A 17,403-nucleotide genomic window follows, 5' to 3' on the forward strand; every position below is an offset into this window, starting at 1 on the left:
GGCCCCGCCCGTGCTCGGCGGATCGGGATGCCGCCGGACCGGCAAGAGGCGGGGCCGAGGAGCGGAGCCGACGGGCACGAGGGCGCACTCCGCGTGCGCACGAAGACTTCCGGCCGGAAGGCAGCGGAGGTACGGGTCGGGCCCACGGCCGCCGGAAGGCGCCGCGGGCCCGACCCGGAGGCGACCCCGGGGACGCCGGTCACCCCTCGTCCGCGCCGAGCGCCTCCCGCACCTCGTCCCGCAGCACCGTCACGTACTCGCGGGTCCATTCCTCGATGGTCTCGCGGTCCCACAGATCGGCCGAGTACTCCACGTCTCCCCGCAGCGCCTGCGGAGTGGGGGTCAGCACCACGATGAGCTCCCCCCGGGAGGCGGCCGGGGCGATCTCCCGCACGGTGGTGGTCAGTCCGGGCAGTTCGACGCCGGTGTCCAGCGAACTCTCGTACGCGAGGCCCACGGCCAGCGCGTCCGGGATCTCGGTGCCCTTGCGTTCCCGCATCGCCGGCGCGACCAGCCTCGGCGGCATGGCGTGCTCCATGCCGCGCACGACGGACCGGGACACCTGGTCCGTCAGCGAGGCGAAGGAACCGTTCGCCGCCTCACGTACCCGCAGGGCGAATCCGGTGGCCGTGCACGCCACCAGGGACTCGGATTCCCTGGTCTCCCTGGCCGCGTACGAGATGTTCATCAGTACGTCCGGCTGTCCCGCCCTGGTCGCCAGCATCCGGCCGAGGGCCGCCGCCGTGACCACGAACGGTGTGGTTCGGCGACGTGCGGCCAGTCTCTCCACACCCTCCCGCACCTCGGCGGGCACGGTGAAGCTGACGACACCGCCCCGGCCACTGAGCTTCTCGGGCCTCGGCCGGTCGAGCGGCAGGTCGAGGGTGAAGGGTGCGCCGTCGAGCTCCTCCACCCAGTAGTCGATCCGCCGGGGGCCGGTCTTCTCCTGGTGGGCCGCCCGCCAGTGCGCGTACTCCACTTGCTGCGGCACGTCGGCCGGCAGGCAGTGGGCCGTCCCGGAGGCGGCCGCGTGGTAGAGCGCGGCGAACTCCTTCAGAAGCACCGTCACGGCCCACCCGTCGCACGCGCAGTGGTGCAGCACCAGGAGGAGCGTCCACTTCTCGGCGCCGACGTGCAGCAGACGGACGGACAGCACGTCCCCGGCGAAGGGGTCGTGAGGCGTTTCGGCCGCCTCCTGAGCACGTCGCCGCACCTCCTCCTCCCGCTCCGGCTCCGGCTCCGGCTTCGACGTGAGGTCCTCGACCGGCATCTCCACGGGACGGGGTTCGAGCACCTCCTGCCGCCACGACCCGCCTTCCTCGGCGACGATCCTCGTACGCAGTGACTCATGGCGTTCGGTCAACTGCTGCACCGCGGCGCGCACCGCACCGGGGTCCAGTGGTCCGGTGAAGTCGATCCGCAGCGCCACGTTGAACACCTGTGGTCGCGCGTGGCGGAGGTGCTGGAGCGCGAACCGCGCCTGCTGGTCGGTGACCGGGCCCCGCCTGAGGACCTTCCTCGGCGCGCTGCCGAAGAGGAGTTCGTTCACGGCTCTCAGCGTGGGTTCCTGGTAGAGACGGGAGAGCGGGTATTCGGTGCCCCACTCCTCCCTGATCCGATTGACCAGCCGCATCGCGGTGATCGAGTGGCCGCCCTGGTCGAACAGCGAGACGTCCGGGGATGCGTCCTCGGGAGCGATGCCGATCTCGGCGGCCCAGATCTCCCGCAACCGGTCGGCCCCGGGCCGGAGGTCCCCGGGCAGGAGGCCGTCCCCCGTGGGCCTGCTCCTGCGGTCGGGACGGCTGCCCGGTTCCGGCTGCGGCGAGGCGAGGGCGGGGGCTGCGACCGCAGCCGCCGGGAGGACGAGGTCGGCCGGCGGCAGTTGGGCCCGGTCGAGCTTCCCGTTGGCGGTCAGCGGGAAGCCGGAGAGGACCTGCCAGGCACGCGGCACCATGTACTCCGGCAGCCTGCGTGCCAGTTCTCCGGCCAGCCGCCCGGCGTAGGCACGCTCCGCCCCGGGGGCGGCGTCCAGGGGCGCGGCCGGAACCACGTGGGCGGCCAGGTACACCTCGCCGTTCTCCCGCCGGGTTCCGAGGACGGCTGCCCGGCCGACGCCCTCCAGGCCACTCAGTACCCGGGCGACCTCCTCGGGCTCGACCCGGAACCCGCGGATCTTCACCTGGTCGTCGGTGCGGCCCACGAAGACGAGCTTCCCCTCGGGGGTCCAGCGCACCAGATCGCCCGTACGGTAGCGGCGCGCGCCCGGGCCGGCCTCCGGGTCCGCCACGAATCTCTCCCGGGTGAGGTCGGGCCGGTGCAGATAGCCCCTGCCCACCCCCGGCCCGCCCACCTGGAGCTCCCCCGTCGCACCGACGGGGACCGGCTTGTCGAACTCGTCCACCACCCGCAGGCGCACGTTGTCGACCGGGCGGCCGATCGCGATCACGTCCTCGCCCCGGCACGCCCCGTCCCCTGGAGCCGGTGACGCGCTGGAGCCGGGTGCGACCGTCTCGCTGACGCACAGGACGGTCGCCTCGGTCGGACCGTAGACGTTCACCGCCTCATAGGGCGCTTCGGGCCGGGGACGGGTACGCATCTGCTCCCCGCCCAGAACGAGATGACGCAACGGCGGCTGGTCGGCCGCCGGCAGGCGCAGCACCTCGTGGCCCAGCGCCGTGGGCACGATGCTGAAGGCGATGCCCTGGTCCGCGTACCACCGGGCGAGCGCGAGCGGGTCCTTGCGGACGTCCTCACCGGCGATGACGACGGTGCCGCCCGCCGTCAGGGCGGGCCAGATCTCCAGGAGCGAGGCGTCGAAGCTCTGGCCGCACACGGCGGCGCTGCGGTCCTCGCCGGTGAAGGCGAATCGCGCGTGGTGCCACTGGCAGGTGTCGACGAGGGAGCGATGGGTGAGGACGACGCCCTTCGGGGCCCCGGTGCTGCCCGAGGTGTAGATGACACAGAACGGCGAGTCCCCGACCACCGGGCCGACCGTGCCGACCGTGCCGCCGACGCTCACCGGGGCCGGGTCGGGCGGCACCACGGTCACCGCGTCGGACAGCCTGAGGCCGACGGCCCCGCTGCGGTCGCTGATCACCGTGCGGGCTCCGCTCTCGGCGATGACCTGGGACGCGCGGACCGCGCCGAGGGACGGGTCCAGTGGCACGAAGGCGTGTCCCGTCTTCAGGACGGCGAGCTGCGCCACGACGGACTCCGCCGATCTGGGCAGCCACACGGCCACCACCTCGTCGGGCCGGCCCTCCCCCGACCGCTCGCGGAGCACGGCGGCGAGCCGGTCGGCGCGTTCCTCCAGTTCGCGGTACGTGAGCACGGTGTCCCCGGCCACCACGGCCGGGTGCTCGGGGCGTCGCGCCGCGCGCCGGGTGATCCAGGCGTGGACGGTGGTGTCCGCCACAGTCCGCTCCGGGCCCTTCTCCCAGCTCTCCGGCACGTCGTCCCCCTCGGCCACCGCGCGGGTGAGGAGGGACAGCGGGGTGGAGGGGGCCTCCGTCCCGGCGGTCAGCAGATCGCGGAAGGTGAGGAAGAACCGCTCGACGGTGCCCGCGTCGAACAGGTCGGAGTTGTATTCCAGATGACAGCGCACGCCCTCCGGCGTGTCGGTGAAGTAGACCGTCAGGTCGGTCAGGGACTTGTCCGGGCCCGCGTCCAGCGGGACGGCCTCGATTCCCGGGAGATCGAACCGGAACGGCTCGGCCGACTGGAACTCGGCGCACACCTGGAACACCGGGGTCCGGTCCGTTCTGCGCGGAGGGGCGAGCGCGCGCACCACCCTCTCGAACGGCACACCCGCGTGGTCGTAGGCGTCCAGAGCGACCGAGCGGACCCGGTCCAGGAGAGTCGCGAAGTCCGGGTCGCCCGTGAGGTCCACCCGCACGGCGAGGGTGTTCACGAAGAAGCCCACCAGGTCCTCCGCGCGTTGCGGACGGTCCGACACCGGGACGCCGATGACGATGTCCTCCTGCCCGGTGACCTGCCTCAGCATGGCCGCCCAGCCGGCGAGGAGGGTCATGAAGAGGGTGGCGCGGTGACCGCGCCCCAGCTTCCTCGCGTTCTGTGACAGTACGGGGTCGAGTGAGCGGAAGACGGCGCGTCCTTCGGAGGTCATCTCCGGGGGACGGGGCCGGTCGGTGGGCAGTTCGAGCACCGGCAGCTCACCACCGAGCGTGGTCAGCCAGTGGTCCAGGTCCTTCGCCGTGTCCGGCCCGTCCGCCGCGGCGCGCTGCTCCTGGGCGTGCAGGGCGTAACTCCACGTGAGGACGGGAAGACCGGCTCGCGTGCCGTCGCGCTCCGCGCGGTACAGGGCGGAGAGGTCGCGGCTCAGCACGGTGGCAGAGGCGGCGTCGACGACGATGTGGTGGAAGGAGAGGATCAGCACGTGCTCGTCGCCGCCGGTACGGACGAGTCTGCTCACGAAGAGCGGTCCGTGCTCCAGATCGAAGCGACGGGTGCTCTCCGCCGTCAGCACCTCCCGGACGGCGGACTCGGTGCCGGCGATACCGTCCACCACAGCGAAGTCGGGTTCCGCCACGGGCAGTACCACCTGGACGGCCGAATCGCCCTCCGCCCTGAAGACGGTGCGCAGCCCTTCGTGACGGACGACCAGACCACGCAGGGCGGCGCGGAGCGCGCCGGTGTCGAGCGGACCTCGCAGCCGGATCGCCTTGACCTCGTTGTAGGCGGTGCGCCCGGGGAGCAGGCGCTCCAGGAACCAGATCCGCTCCTGGCCCGGGGAGAGCACGGTGCCGGGCAGATCCTCCTCTCCCCGCGCCGGCGCCCGCTCCGGTGCCGGCGCCCGCTCCTGTGTCCGCGTCCGGGCCGTGGGCGACTCGCGGTGCCGTCGCCTCAGGTCGTCCAGGCGGGGAAGACCGGCGCGCAGCTGATCCGCTGTGACGCCGAAGTCGACCAGCGCGACGATCTCGTCGGCGCCCGCTCCGGTCACCGCCTCGACCACCGGCAGGACGCTGTCCACGCTGCCGATCAGGGCGCGCTGGTCGCAGTAGCGGCCGTAGGCGCGGCGGAAGACGACGTCGAGGTCGTCCTCGCTGAGCGCCGCCAGGTCGGCGGTCATGCCCAGGCTGTTGCTGACCCCGCTGAACAGGGAGAGGGAGGCCCGCATGTAGCGGGACATCGGCTCGAAGGCCCCGGTACGGGCGCTCTCGTGGTCTTCCGCGAGGTACGTGTGGAGCAGTACGGCGACCCGCCCCGCGTCGGGGTCGAATCCGTGGCGCGCACGGGCCCGGCGGTACAGGTCCACGTTCTCCCGGAGCTGTTCGACGCTCTGGGTCATCAGGTTGGTGACCACGCCCAGATCGTGCCGGGCCGCGAGTTCGTACGACTCCGGGTTGCCCACCACTGCCGTGTAGAGCGGTGGCATGTCCTGCACGGGCTTCGGGAAGAGCCGGATCTCGCGCACCCCGTCCCCGGTGGTACGGCGCACCGCCTCGCCCCGCCAGAGGCGCCGTACCTGCTCCACCTGTTCGTACATCTCCTGTTTGTGGCGCCCGAAGCGGTCGGGGAAGAAGACGAAGTCGTTGGCGTTCCATCCACTCGCCACACCGAGTCCGACGCGTCCCCCGGAGAGGTTGTCCGCCATGGACCATTCCTCTGCCACCCGGACCGGGTCGTGCAGCGGGAGCACCACCGATCCGGCGTTGAGACGGATACGCCGCGTCTCCCGGGACAATGCGGCAGCCAGCACGGCGGGGTTGGGGAAGAGGCCGCCGAACGAGTCGAAGTGCCGCTCGGGCATCCACAGCGCCTGGAAGCCGTGTTCGTCGGCGAACCGGGCCGCCTCCATCAGCAGTTCGTACCGTCCGCCCTCGGTGTCCGATGGTTCCCGGGGGTAGTCGCCGAAGAAGTACAGGCTGAAGTCGGCCGTGCGGACGGCGGTTCCTCGCGCCGGCTCACGCACCGGCTCGGCTGCCGGCTCCCGTACAGGCGCGGAGGCGGGAGCCGGTACGGACGGGGTGCCGGGGGCGGGGACCCCGGTGGCTTGGCGGGCGGGCCTCGGTGCGGGGGCCGGAGGACGGGCGGCCGGGAAGAAGCCGGCCCTGCGCAGTTCCCGGAGCGACTCGCGGACGGCGTGCGCCACGTGCTCGATGTCGCTGTCGGAGTGGGCGGTCGAGAGGAAGAAGTTGCGCCACTCCCAGACGTGCACGCCTCGCAGCATCAGGTGGTAATACAGCAACTCCATGTCGGCGCGGTGCTCGAAGCGGAACTGCGAGCCGAACCAGGCGACCCGCAGGGGGAATTCCTCTTCCTCGAAGAAGGTGTTCAGTCCCGTGGCCAGTTCGGTGGTGCGGTCGTTGAGCTGCTGCTGCAGCCGGGGACTGCGCTCCTTGAGGTGGGTGAGGACGGCACGTGCGGCGGTCATCGACACCGGGTGCTGGAGGTAGGTGCCGCCGAAGAAGGTGGTGTCGGCCGGTGGGCCGCTGGTGTCGCCGTAGCTCCAGTACCCGCCGTCGACCCCGTCCATGATGTCGGAGCGGCCGGCGACCGCGCCGATCGGGAATCCGCCGCCGAGCAGCTTGCCGTAGGTGGCGAGGTCGGGAGCGACGCCGTAGAGCTCCTGCGCGCCCCGGAGCGCCGGGCGGAACCCCGTCAGCATTTCGTCGAACATCAGGACGATTCCGTGACGTGACGTCAGGTCGCGCAGTCTGCGCACGAACTCGACCGGCTGGAGAAGGGGGTTCCTGCTCTGCACCGGCTCGATGATGACCGCCGCGATCTGTGCGGCGTCCCGCTCGATCGCCTGCAGCGCCTCCTCGCTCCCGTAGGTCAGCACCGTCAGCTCGGCGACGGCACTCTGCGGGATGCCCCGGGACACGGGGACGGTCCCCGCGCCACCGCCCCGACCCGCGAAACGCCCCAGCACCTGGTCCGCGTGGCCGTGGTAGGCGCCCTGGAAGGTGACGATGCGGTCGCGGCCGGTGGCGGCGCGGGCCAGCCGGATCGCCGCCGCGTTGGCCTCCGTACCGGAGTTGGCGAACGCCACCCGGTCCATCCCCGTCAGCTCGGTCAGCAGCTCCGCCGCCTCACCGGTCTCCACGCTGCGGGGGCCGAGCCGGATGCCCCGGGAGAGGTGCTCGCGCACCGGCTCCCGGACGAACTCGGGCTCGTGACCGAAGAGCAGGACACCGAAGCCCATGGTGATGTCGACATAGCTGTTGCCGTCGATGTCCTCCACCCGCGAACCCTCCGCGCGCCGGGCGGCCACCGGGTAGAGCATCTCCTTGGTCGACCCGCGGAAGCCGACGACCGCCCTGCTGTCGGCGAGTCTCCTGCGGTGGCTCTGAGCCAGTCGTTTGGAGCTAGCGGTCCGTGCGGTGTAGCGGCGTACCAGCTCGTCCAGATGTTCCTGCTGCCCGCGCGGGGCCGTGCGGCCCACCATGCCGGAGCCGGGGGCGACCACCACGCGGGGGCCGTGCGCCTGGGGCTGTTCCACCGGCGGCGGCGCCGGGGACTGCTCCGCCGGCGCCGCGGCGGGTACCCGTGCCCCCATCTGCTCGGCGATGCGCTCAGCCAGCCCGGCCATGACGGCCAGATCCTGGTCCAGATCCTGGGCGAATCTACCCCCGTCGTTCATCGGACCGCCTCACCGTCGAGCCGTTCGACCGCCGAGGCGTTCTGCGCGGCGAGCAGCTGGGACAGTTGCGTCATCAGCTGGAGCTGGATCTGGGACATCTGCCGCACCTGGCGGGCCAGCTCGTCGAGCTCCTGCCGAGTGACGAACCCGGCGGGAGGGGCGACCGAACTCGACGGGTCGACTCCCGCGGGGGACGGCGGCCGCACCGCCGTCGGAGCTTCGAGGGCGGGCGGGGCGAGGGTGGGCGGGACCGAGCGCTGTGGCGGAACCGCGAGCGGGACCGGTGCGGCGGCGGGGGTTGCGGGGGGCACCGCGTGCGATGCGGGGGCGGTCGGTTCCGGGGCCGCTGCCTCGGCGGTGCGCTGCGGCCCGGAAGCCGCTCCGGACGCCCGGGGCAGTCGCGCGGCGATCAGCTCCGCCAGCAGGCGGGGTGTCCCCGTGTCGTCGAACAGCTCCCTCATCGTCACCTTGACCTGGTGCTGCCGCTCCAGCTCACGCAGGACGTTGATCATCAGCAGGGAGTCCGCGCCGAGATCGAAGAAGGGGGTGTCGACCGGCACGGAGGTGAGATCCTCTCCGAAGCTCTGCGACAGCACCCCCAGAATGCTGTCGAGTATGTGCCCGGCGTCTGCCTGGTCCGCTGCCACGATGGCTTCCTCTCTCACTCGTATTTCGGGTCCCGGGGCCATGGGTGGCGCCCCCGCCCAGTGGTGTCGGTGCTGGAAGCGGTAACCGGGCAGCGGGATCCGCCGCCCCCCGGTGCCCGCCAGGAACAACTCCCAGTGCACGTCCGCGCCCGCGCAGTGGAGTTCGGACGCGGCGCCCCAGAGGGGGGCGAGCCCGCTGCCCCGCCGCAGGGACGGGACCGCCCGCACCGCGGGCAGGGCCCGTCGGGCGAGACCGCTGAGCGTGCTGTGCGGCCCGATCTCCAGCAGTACGTCGGGCCGCAGACCGGCGACGGTGCGCAGGGCCTCGTCGAAACGGACCGGTTCGCGGGCGTGGCGCACCAGGTGATCCGGGTCCGGGACCCAGCCCGGTGCGCGGGTCCGCCCGTCCAGGGAGCTGATGAGGGGGATCCGGAGAGGGGCGAAGGGCATCTTCTCCGCCAGTGCCCGGAACTCATCGAGCATCGGTTCCGTCAGCGCGGTGTGGAAGGCCCGGTCCACCGCGAGCCGTTCGTACGGGGTGCCGCGTCCGTCGAGCAGGGTGCATGCCCGGTCCACCGACGCCACGGGCCCCGCGAGCACCCGTGCGAGCTCCCCGTTGGTCACGGCGAGCTCCAGACCGGGCACCGCGGCGACGAGCGAGGCGGCGGACTCCTGATCGACGGCCGCGGCCACCATCGCGCCGGGCGGGCAGAGCCGCCGCATCAGCCGCCCCCGGGCCGTCACGAGCTCCAGCCCGTCCGCGAGGGTCAGCGCCCCGGCCGCGTACAGTGCCGCGTACTCACCCACGCTGTGGCCGGTCACGGCCTCAGGGGCGACGCCCGCCTCCTGCCAGAGCCGGACCAGGGCGCACTGCAACGCGTACAGGGCGGGCTGGGCCGTCCCGGTCGGCCAGACGCCGCCCTCCGCACCGCCCCCGCCACCCGGGACAGGACCGTCGGTGAGCAACCCCGCGAGCAGCGGTTCCCCGGTGAGCTCGCGGTGGAGCCTCTCACAGTGGTCCAGCACCTCGCGCACCACGGGGAACCGCTCGTACAGATCTGCCGCCGCTCCCGGGTACAGGGCGCCCTGTCCGGTGAACTGGTGGACGATTCCGGGTTGTTCACCGTCGCGGGATGCGGTTCCGGTGACCGTGTCCGCGGACGCGGTACCGGCGAGCCACCCGTCCAGGGAGTCGGCGAGTGCGGACGGGGTGGCGCCCCGGACGGCAATCCGGTGACGTCCGTGGGAGCGGCCGAGCGCGGCGGTGGTGACGAGATCGGCCGGGGAGAGCGCGGTCCGCCGGCGCAACTCGTCGCGGAGCGTGCGGGCGTTGTCCGCCAGGGCGTCCTCGGAGGTCGCGGAGACCAGGAGCACGTCCGGCGGAGCGGCCGAGCCCGAGCGGGGAGCCGGTTCGGGCGCCTCCTCCAGGATCAGGTGCACATTGGTGCCGCCGATGCCGAGGGAGGTCAGACCCGCGCGGCGGGGGGTTCCGGTCTCCGGCCACGGCTGGGGCGACCGGGGCGCGTAGAACGGGCTGTCGTCCAGCCGGAGCAGGGGGTTGGGTTCTTCGAAGCCTCCGATCGGCGGGATGACGCCGTGCTTCAGCACCAGCAGGGCCTTGACCAGGCCTGCCAGACCGGACGCCACGTCGAGGTGCCCGATGTTGGTCTTGACCGCTCCGAGGGCGCAGTAGCCGGTGCGCGCCGTGTCCTCCCGGTACGCGGCACCGGCACCCTCCAGTTCGATGGGATCGCCCTTCAGCGTGCCGGTGCCGTGGGTCTCCAGGTAGCCGATGGTCTCCGCGCCGACACCCGCGTGGTCCAGCGCCCGGCGGACGGCGATCCGCTGGCCCTGTGCGCTGGGCGCGGCGAACGCCCTCTTTCCGGAGCCGTCGTTGCAGATGCCCCAGCCCCGGATCACCCCGTGCACGGTGTCGCCGTCCACGAGGGCGCGGTCGAGCCGCTTCAGCACCACGGTCACCACCCCGGTGCCGCCGACCGTTCCGTTCGCCGCGGCGTCGAACGCCCGCAGCCGGCCGGTCTTCGAGAGGATCGAACCCTTCACGTAGTGGTAGCCGAGCACTTGGGGCACGTGGATGGCGGCGGCTCCCGCCAGCGCGACATCGCACTCACCCGTCAGAAGTGACTGCGCTGCCAGATGAACACCCACCAGCGAACTGGAGCAGGCCGTCTGCACATTGACGGCGGGGCCGGTGAGGCCCAGGCGGTAGGCGACCCGGGTGGCGTTGAAGTCGGTGAAGTTGCCCACCAGGATCTGCATTCCCGCCAGCCAGTCGGTGACATCCTCCTCCGGGAGAACGTTGTTGAGCAGGTAGGACTGCATGTTGTACAGGTGGTAGCCGGTGCTGGCGTAGACCCCCACGCGGGTGCCGTCCCGCTCGTCAGGACGCCCCGCGTTCTCCAGGGCATGCTGCGCGCACTCCAGGAAGATGCGCTGCTGGGGATCGGTGAGACGGGCCTCGCGGGCACTCATCCCGAAGTGCCTGGCGTCGAATCCCGCGATGTCGTCCAGGATCCCGGAGGCGCCGACGAAGTCGTCCCGCCCGTACAGCTCCTCCGGAACACCGGCGGCCGCCAGCCGGCTCCGCGAGAAGCGCGTGATGCGGTCCTCACCGTTGCGGACGATGCGCCAGAGCTCCTCGGGCGTGTCCGCTCCCGGCAGACGGAAGGCCGTTCCGATCACGGCGATGCGCGGGTCCATCTCGTCGGCGCCCATCAGTCGCGTCCCTCCGTCACCGGGTCGTCACTCTTCTCGCGCCGCTTCCCGGGCCCCGTGTCGACATGTCCGGCCACAGGGCCCGGTGCACGGCGCACCATGACCGTCCCCAGCAGTGCGAGGCACAGGACGATGGCCAGCCCGTGCAGCGAGGCAACCACCCCGAACGGTGAGAAGGACTCCAGCAGCGACCCGCTGACCAGCATCCCGAGACCGAACCCGGCGTTCTCCGTCGATGCGGAGAGCCCGAAGAGGCGGCCGCGCTGCTCGTCGGGGACGTCCTGCAGCCGGGACACGTAGACGACCTCGGTGACTCCGTCCGCAGCGCCCGCGACGAGCGCCATGACGAGTGTGGGTACGGTCGGCAGGCCGCTGAACACGAGGATGAACGCTCCCGACATGACGCAGGCGCCGAGCGCGAAGGCCCGCTCGCCCGGCGTGCGCCCGGTACGGCCGGTCCAACGGGCCAGCACCTGCTGGGCGATGATGGTGCCGACCGCCCAGGTCGCCCAGAACTGGCTGATGAAGGTGGCCGGATGATCCGGGTCGAGCAGGCTGGAGTAGACCGGAAGCGCGACGTTGTGGGAGGACGATCCCAGTCCGTCGACAGCCCGCACCGCGATCATCGCCATCAGCAGCGGCGCGGAGGTGAGCAGCATCCGGATCGTCCACGGCGGAGCGGCCGGTGCCCCGCCCGCACCTCTTTCCGTCTCTTTGTCCGCGTGCGACTCGGCGTGGCCGGGAACCGATCTCGTACGGATCGGCAGCAGGAGCAGGATCGTCGCCGAAACCAGGAAGGTGGCGGCGTCCAGCGCGAACGCCGTGCGGTATCCGAGCTGCGCCACCACGATGCCGGCTGACGAGAATCCCGCGACCATGGCGAGTGAACGGCCGATGACGAGGAGGCCGTTGGCACGGGTACGGAGATCGGGGCCGACGATCTCCGGGATGCTGCTGCGCAGAGCCACCTGGGAGAGGGTCGAGCAGGCCCCCGTGATCACGGCCAAGCCGTAGAGCAGGGTGACCCGGCCCGTCTCCGGTGCGAGCAGCAGGGCCAGGAGCGCCAGCGCCTGACAGGTGTCGGCGCCGACGATGAGGCGCTTGCGATCGTACGTCGAGACCAGGTGGCCGCTGAAGAATCCGGCACCGACGCTCGTGCCCAGCCGCACCGCCATGAAGAGTCCTGCGGCGAGGGCGCTCCCGGTGACGTGGTAGACGAACACGTTGAGCGCGACCATGTTGAGATAACTGCCGTACGCGGATATTCCGTTGCCGAGAACGAGCAGCCGGAAATGCTTCATGCGCACCTTTCCCTGGTCGACGAGAGAGAACCGGCGCACCGTGTCCCCCACGGACTCCGTCTGGCCACCTGTGTACCTGCCAACTCCGTCAAGCCTTGCCCGTCCGTCGCTCGCTTCACACCAGGAGTTGACGGTGGTTCCGGGGACGGTCCGCATGCGGAACGGTGGTGCGGGCGGTTCCCCCGGGGTCCGCCCATCGGTGTGAAGGCCGTTTGCCTGAACGGTGGTTGATCCCGGGTGTCCTCGGGAAGACCGATCGGCACGCACCGGAGCGACGGAGGGCCGCCAACCCGCGCAGCCCGTCGTAGGGTCGACCCGGCAACCGGACCACCCTGTCGGCCCCCGTCGCGGCCCAGCCACGACCCGGGATCAGCCCTCCGAGCCTCGTCTCATCGGCTCGGTCGGGGGAGGACGGCGACAGGGCGAGCGCTCCTCGCGCGGCACCGCTCGCCCGGGGCAGCCGTCTCCCCCACTCGCACGTCACCTTCGCGGGACGTACACGACTGGATTCAGCCAGTTCGGTTGTCCGTCCACGGCTCGTCCCCCGGCGCGTCGTGCACGCATCGGCGAAGCGGCCTCATCCCTCGGCGCCCGGTGGAGCTTGGCCGCCGACGGGGCGCCGCGGCAGCCGCTCTACTGGCGCTCCGGCTCTCCGCGCCCTTCTCGGCAAAGGCTCTCGGGCCGCGCTGGACCACCGGCCCGAGGCGTGGGCGGCTCCCTCGCGAGGACGGGCGCCGGTACGTCGGCGGGCCGCCGTCCCAGGTGCCGTTCGGCCGGGCGGAGGGCCCGTCGCTGTGCAGCCACTGTCCACGGGATCGCGTGACGAGCTCCCAGGTAGTCCGTTCGAGTGATTGGGACTTATCCGGACCTTTGCGAGTTTCCATCAAGGGCCCGCTTCGTTAGGGCTGTTATCCAGCGCGCACGTGGGACGTCTGTCCGCCAAGGTCTCCGGCCCCGGTCGCACGGTGTCGCCCGTCCGGCCATTCCTCGGGCGAGTCCATGCATACGGAAATTCCAAGGAAGAGCAGAAAATGCGACAGGTTCTGAAGAAAAACACGGTGCTCATCGCCGCCGCAACGGGGCTCCTGTCCGTCGCGGGTGGGCAGGCGTACGCCGATGCCGGCGCGTCCGGTGCGGCCGTCGGCTCCCCCGGCGTCGCCTCCGGGAACGTGGTCCAGGTCCCCGTGCACGTCCCGGTCAACCTGTGCGGCAACACGGTGAACGTCATCGCTCTGCTCAACCCGGCGTTCGGCAACACCTGCGCGAACACCAGCACGCCCGACGCACCGCCGGTGGACCAACCCCCGGTGATCCAGCCGCCGGTGGACCACCCCCCGGTGGACCACCCCCCGGTGGACCACCCCCCGGTGGACCACCCTCCCGTCGACCAGCCGCCGGTCGACCACCCCCCGGTGGACCACCCCCCCGTCGACCAGCCGCCGGTCGACCAGCCTCCCGTCGACCACCCCCCGGTGAACCAGCCGCCCACCGACCAGCCGCCGGTGGACCAGCCGCCCACGGACCAGCCGCCGTCGGAGGAGCCCCCGGCCGACCAGCCGCCGGCCGACCAGCCGCCGTCGGGTACGCCCGTGGCGCCGGCTCCGCCGGAGCTGGCCGAGACCGGTGCGGCCACCACCGGCCTGGCCGCGGGTACGAGCGCCGCGATGCTGCTCGGCGGTGTGCTGCTGATGCGACGCGCCCGGGACGCCCGTAACTGATCTCACGTCACACCGGAAGGTCCGGCGGACAGCGTGTGTTGCGCTGTCCGCCGGACCTTCCTGTCGTCGAGGGCTCCCCGGCCCGGGGGCGCTCCGATTGCTCGGGTCGGATCAGGGAGCGGGGCCCGGCCCGTACCGCGCGGGATGCCGGATCCGCGCTTCCCTCCGGTGGCGCCGGTCAGCCGGTGACGCGCTCGAAGACCGCGGCCAGCCCTTGGCCGCCGCCGATGCACATGGTCTCCAGGCCGTAGCGGGCCCCGGTGCGGTGCATCTCCCGGCTGAGGGTGGCGAGGATGCGGGCGCCGGTGGCGCCGACGGGGTGGCCGAGGGAGATGCCGGAGCCGTTCACGTTGATCCGCTGTTCGTGGTCGGTCGCGCCCAGTCCCAACTCGGTGGTGCAGGCGAGGACCTGGGCGGCGAAGGCTTCGTTGATCTCGATGAGGTCGAGGTCGGCGAGGGTGAGTCCGGCGCGCTCCAGAGCCGTCCTCGTGGCCGGGACCGGGCCGATCCCCATCGTCGAGGCTGGAACCCCGGCGCGGGCGAAGGAGACCAGCCGGACCAGCGGGGTCAGGCCCAGGCGTCGGGCGGTGGCCGCGCTGGTGACGAGGCAGGCGGCGGCCGCGTCGTTCTGGCCGCTGGCGTTGCCCGCGGTGACCGTCGCCTCCGGATCGGACCCGCCCCTCACCGGTCGCAGCGCGGCCAGTTGCTCGGCGGTGGTGTCCGGCCGGGGGTGCTCGTCGGCGGTGACGGTGTGCTCGCCCTTGCGGGTCCTGACGGTGACGGGAACGGTCTCGGCGTCGTACCGCCCCTCGGCGGCGGCGCGGGCGGCCCGTTGCTGGGAGCGCAGCGCGAGCGCGTCCTGGTCCTCGCGCGTGATGCCGTACGTCCGGCGCAGGTTCTCGGCCGTCTCGATCATTCCGCCGGGGACGGGGTGGTGGAGGCCGCCGGCGGTGGCCCGGCCGCGCGCGAGGGCGTCGTGGAGCTGGAGACCAGGCCCCTTGATGCCCCAGCGGCCTTCGTGGGTGTAGTAGGGGGCGGCGCTCATGACGTCGACCCCGCCCGCGATCACCACCTCGCTGAAGCCCGCGCGGATCTGCATGGCCGCGTCGAGGACGGCCTGGAGACCCGAACCGCAGCGCCGGTCGATCTGTGTCCCCGTGACGGTGACGGGGAGCCCCGCGTCGAGTGCGGCGACCCGGCCGATGGCCGGGGCCTCGGAGGTCGGGTAGGCGTGCCCGAGGATGACTTCGTCGATCCGGTCCGGGTCGACGCCGGTGCGCGCGACGATCTCGGAGATGACGCGGGCGGCGAGTGCCGCGGGGGTCTGCTGCGCGAAGGAGCCGCCGAAGCGGCCGATCGGGGTGCGCAGCGGTTCGCAGACGACGACATCCTGGGGATCGGGCACGGCGGGGCCTCTCGGTACGGGTACGAGCCGGACGCCGCACGGCCCGGGCGGCGTACGGCGCGGGGGCGCGCAGTGGGCCGCGCGGTGCGGAACCCGGTGCGCTCCCCCGCCACGACCCTCGCATCCGGTGACTGAGTCGGTCCAATACCGAAATGGCCCGCGGTTGAGACGAAGGGCGTCCTAATCGCTCGCGGTCGGTGTCGGCAGTGCCTCCTCGGCCACGGCGAGTACCGCTCTCAGCGCGGCGGAGGGGTTGTCCTCGCGCCAGGCGAGCGCGGTCCGACGGCGGACCGGAGGTCCGGCGAGGGGCCGGTGGACGAGCCCGTTCTGCTGGATGTGGCCGCAGGAGCTCACCGTCAGGGTCACGCCCACTCCGGCCGCGACCAGCGCCATGATCGTGTACGAGTCGGGGGCTTCCTGCACCACGCGCGGGGTGAACCCGTGCCCCGCGCACGCCTGTTCCATGGCGGCGCGGACGGTGGAGCCGGCGTCGGCCGGGAAGGAGACGAACGGCTCGTCCGCGAGGGCGCCGAGGGGTACGGCGGGCAGGGACGCGAGCGCATGGTCGGAAGGAAGAGCGCAGAGGAGCTCCTCCTCCCCGATCACCCGGTGGACCACGCCCGGCCTGTCCGCCGGCAGCCGGACGAACCCGAGGTCGAGCGAACCGTCCGCGACCCTGGCCAGCGCGACGTCGGCATAGGTCTGGCCGGTCATGGCCAGCTCCAGGCCCGGGTGGGCGGCCCGGACGGCGCGGGTGAGCCGGGGCAGGGTCTCGTGGGAGGAGGCCCCCGCGAAACCGATGGTGACCCGGCCGTACTCGCCCCGCCCGGCGGCGCGGGCCACCCCCGCCGCGGCGTCGAGTCCGGCCAGGGCTGTCCGTACGGGGCCGAGGAAGGCCTCCCCCGCGCTGGTCAGCCGCACGGAGCGGGTGCTGCGCTCGAAGAGCTGGACGCCGAGCTCCTTCTCCAGCCGGCGGATCTGCTGGCTGAGGGGCGGCTGAGCCATCCGGAGCCGCCGGGCGGCGCGGCCGAAGTGGAGCTCTTCGGCCACCGCGACGAACCCGACCAGATGACGCAGTTCCACGGAGTCTCCCCCTCTCGATCGAGCGGGCCGACCGGGTCCGCGGAGCCGGACGGTCTCCGGCTCCGAGAGTAATCGGGTGGTGTACCGCTCTCCAACGGTCCGTCCCGTACGCCGCAGGGGCGGGCGCCGGGCGAGGCGCCCCGCTGTCCGCTCCCAGGGTTTCCGCGGCTTCGGCGACGGGGAGACCGTGGCTCCGTGGTGCGGGGGAGGCGGTCCGCGGTGGTCAGGCGGCGGCGCGGGGGCGACGCAGTTCGGCCTGTCCGAACAGGAGGGCGTATCCGTCGGGGAGCCGGCGGATGACCCGGTCGAGGAGGTCGGGCCCGGCGAGGCGGGCGACGACGGCGAGCACGGCTCCGGTGTCCCAGCGTGCCGTGGCCGCGGTGGTGCCGGTACGGGTCGCCAGGTCCGCGACGAAGTTCCATCCGGTGAGCGGCTCTCCGGCGGGGACCTGACCGCTCAGGGTGAGCGCGGCCTCGACGGGCAGGCACTGCGCGAGATCGACGCGTTCGCCACCGCGGATCTGGCGCCCGAGGGCGCCGAGAACGGCGTGGACGACTTCCTCCGCACGTTCGACGGTGGGGTACGCGCCCTCGTCGCGGACTCGTTCGAGCAGCTGGTCGAACGTCATGGCCACAGCGGTCGGGTGGGCTCGGAGTCGGTCGTGCATGGTGCGGCGCTTGCCTTTCTGTTAGAGGGCCGGGCCGGGGGCGAGGGCTGGGTGGGCGGGTGGGTGGCGAGAACGGGGCCGGGGCGAGCACGGGGACGGAGGAGGTCCGGGACGCGGGCGTGGCGGGACGACCCGACGGGCCATCGGCTCTTCCGCGGGACGCGCGGGGCGCCGCGGTGCGTGGTCCCGGGCGGAGGGCGGGGGCCGGGGGGACAGGTGTGTCCCGCCCTCCGCCACGGG

Annotated in this window: 7 protein-coding genes; 1 reads left to right on the top strand and 6 read right to left on the bottom strand. The window is 72.6% G+C overall.

The genetic code is table 11. From position 1 onward, the window contains the following. Positions 1-199: 199 nt before the first annotated feature. Genes PZB77_RS05005 through PZB77_RS05015 form a run of 3 tightly spaced genes read right to left on the bottom strand, consistent with a single transcriptional unit; the run spans position 200 to position 12,290 of the window. Positions 200-7,606, bottom strand: a complete 7,407-nt coding sequence (locus PZB77_RS05005; RefSeq protein WP_275491318.1) for a MupA/Atu3671 family FMN-dependent luciferase-like monooxygenase — start codon at positions 7,604-7,606, stop codon at positions 200-202. Continuing rightward, positions 7,603-10,989, bottom strand: coding sequence for a beta-ketoacyl synthase N-terminal-like domain-containing protein (locus PZB77_RS05010; protein WP_275491319.1), 3,387 nt, complete (start codon positions 10,987-10,989; stop codon positions 7,603-7,605). Before PZB77_RS05010 ends, PZB77_RS05005 begins: the two co-directional genes overlap by 4 nt. Continuing rightward, the gene (locus PZB77_RS05015) at positions 10,989-12,290 is read right to left on the bottom strand and encodes an MFS transporter (protein WP_275491320.1); all 1,302 of its coding nucleotides are present in this window, start codon (positions 12,288-12,290) and stop codon (positions 10,989-10,991) included. Before PZB77_RS05015 ends, PZB77_RS05010 begins: the two co-directional genes overlap by 1 nt. A gap of 1,031 nt (positions 12,291-13,321) precedes the next feature. Between PZB77_RS05015 and PZB77_RS05020 the strand changes: the two genes are divergently transcribed. After that, positions 13,322-14,008 (top strand): chaplin family protein, encoded by a 687-nt coding sequence (locus PZB77_RS05020; RefSeq protein WP_275491321.1) that lies wholly within the window; start codon positions 13,322-13,324, stop codon positions 14,006-14,008. A gap of 178 nt (positions 14,009-14,186) precedes the next feature. Here the strand turns inward: PZB77_RS05020 and PZB77_RS05025 are convergent, their stop codons facing one another. The 3 genes from PZB77_RS05025 to PZB77_RS05035 all read right to left on the bottom strand — a co-directional run bounded on the left by PZB77_RS05025 (position 14,187) and on the right by PZB77_RS05035 (position 17,163). Beyond that, a complete protein-coding gene (locus tag PZB77_RS05025; RefSeq protein WP_275491322.1) occupies positions 14,187-15,413 on the bottom strand; it encodes an acetyl-CoA C-acetyltransferase in 1,227 nt (408 codons plus the stop codon). A gap of 180 nt (positions 15,414-15,593) precedes the next feature. Continuing rightward, complete coding sequence (locus PZB77_RS05030) at positions 15,594-16,496, bottom strand: LysR family transcriptional regulator (protein WP_275491323.1); 903 nt, start codon at positions 16,494-16,496, stop codon at positions 15,594-15,596. Positions 16,497-16,719: 223 nt separating this feature from the next. Next, the gene (locus PZB77_RS05035; RefSeq protein WP_275491324.1) at positions 16,720-17,163 is read right to left on the bottom strand and encodes a DUF2267 domain-containing protein; all 444 of its coding nucleotides are present in this window, start codon (positions 17,161-17,163) and stop codon (positions 16,720-16,722) included. Positions 17,164-17,403 lie beyond the last annotated feature (240 nt).

Source organism: Streptomyces sp. AM 2-1-1 (assembly GCF_029167645.1).
Lineage (GTDB): Bacteria > Actinomycetota > Actinomycetes > Streptomycetales > Streptomycetaceae > Streptomyces.

Excerpts from the sequence above, each read along its gene's own strand:
- PZB77_RS05020 (WP_275491321.1), top strand. The coding sequence starts at position 13,322 with ATGCGACAGGTTCTGAAGAAAAACACGGTGCTCATCGCCGCCGCAACG.
- PZB77_RS05035 (WP_275491324.1), bottom strand. The coding sequence starts at position 17,163 with ATGCACGACCGACTCCGAGCCCACCCGACCGCTGTGGCCATGACGTTC.
- PZB77_RS05010 (WP_275491319.1), bottom strand. The coding sequence starts at position 10,989 with ATGGGCGCCGACGAGATGGACCCGCGCATCGCCGTGATCGGAACGGCC.
- PZB77_RS05015 (WP_275491320.1), bottom strand. The coding sequence starts at position 12,290 with ATGAAGCATTTCCGGCTGCTCGTTCTCGGCAACGGAATATCCGCGTAC.
- PZB77_RS05005 (WP_275491318.1), bottom strand. The coding sequence starts at position 7,606 with ATGAACGACGGGGGTAGATTCGCCCAGGATCTGGACCAGGATCTGGCC.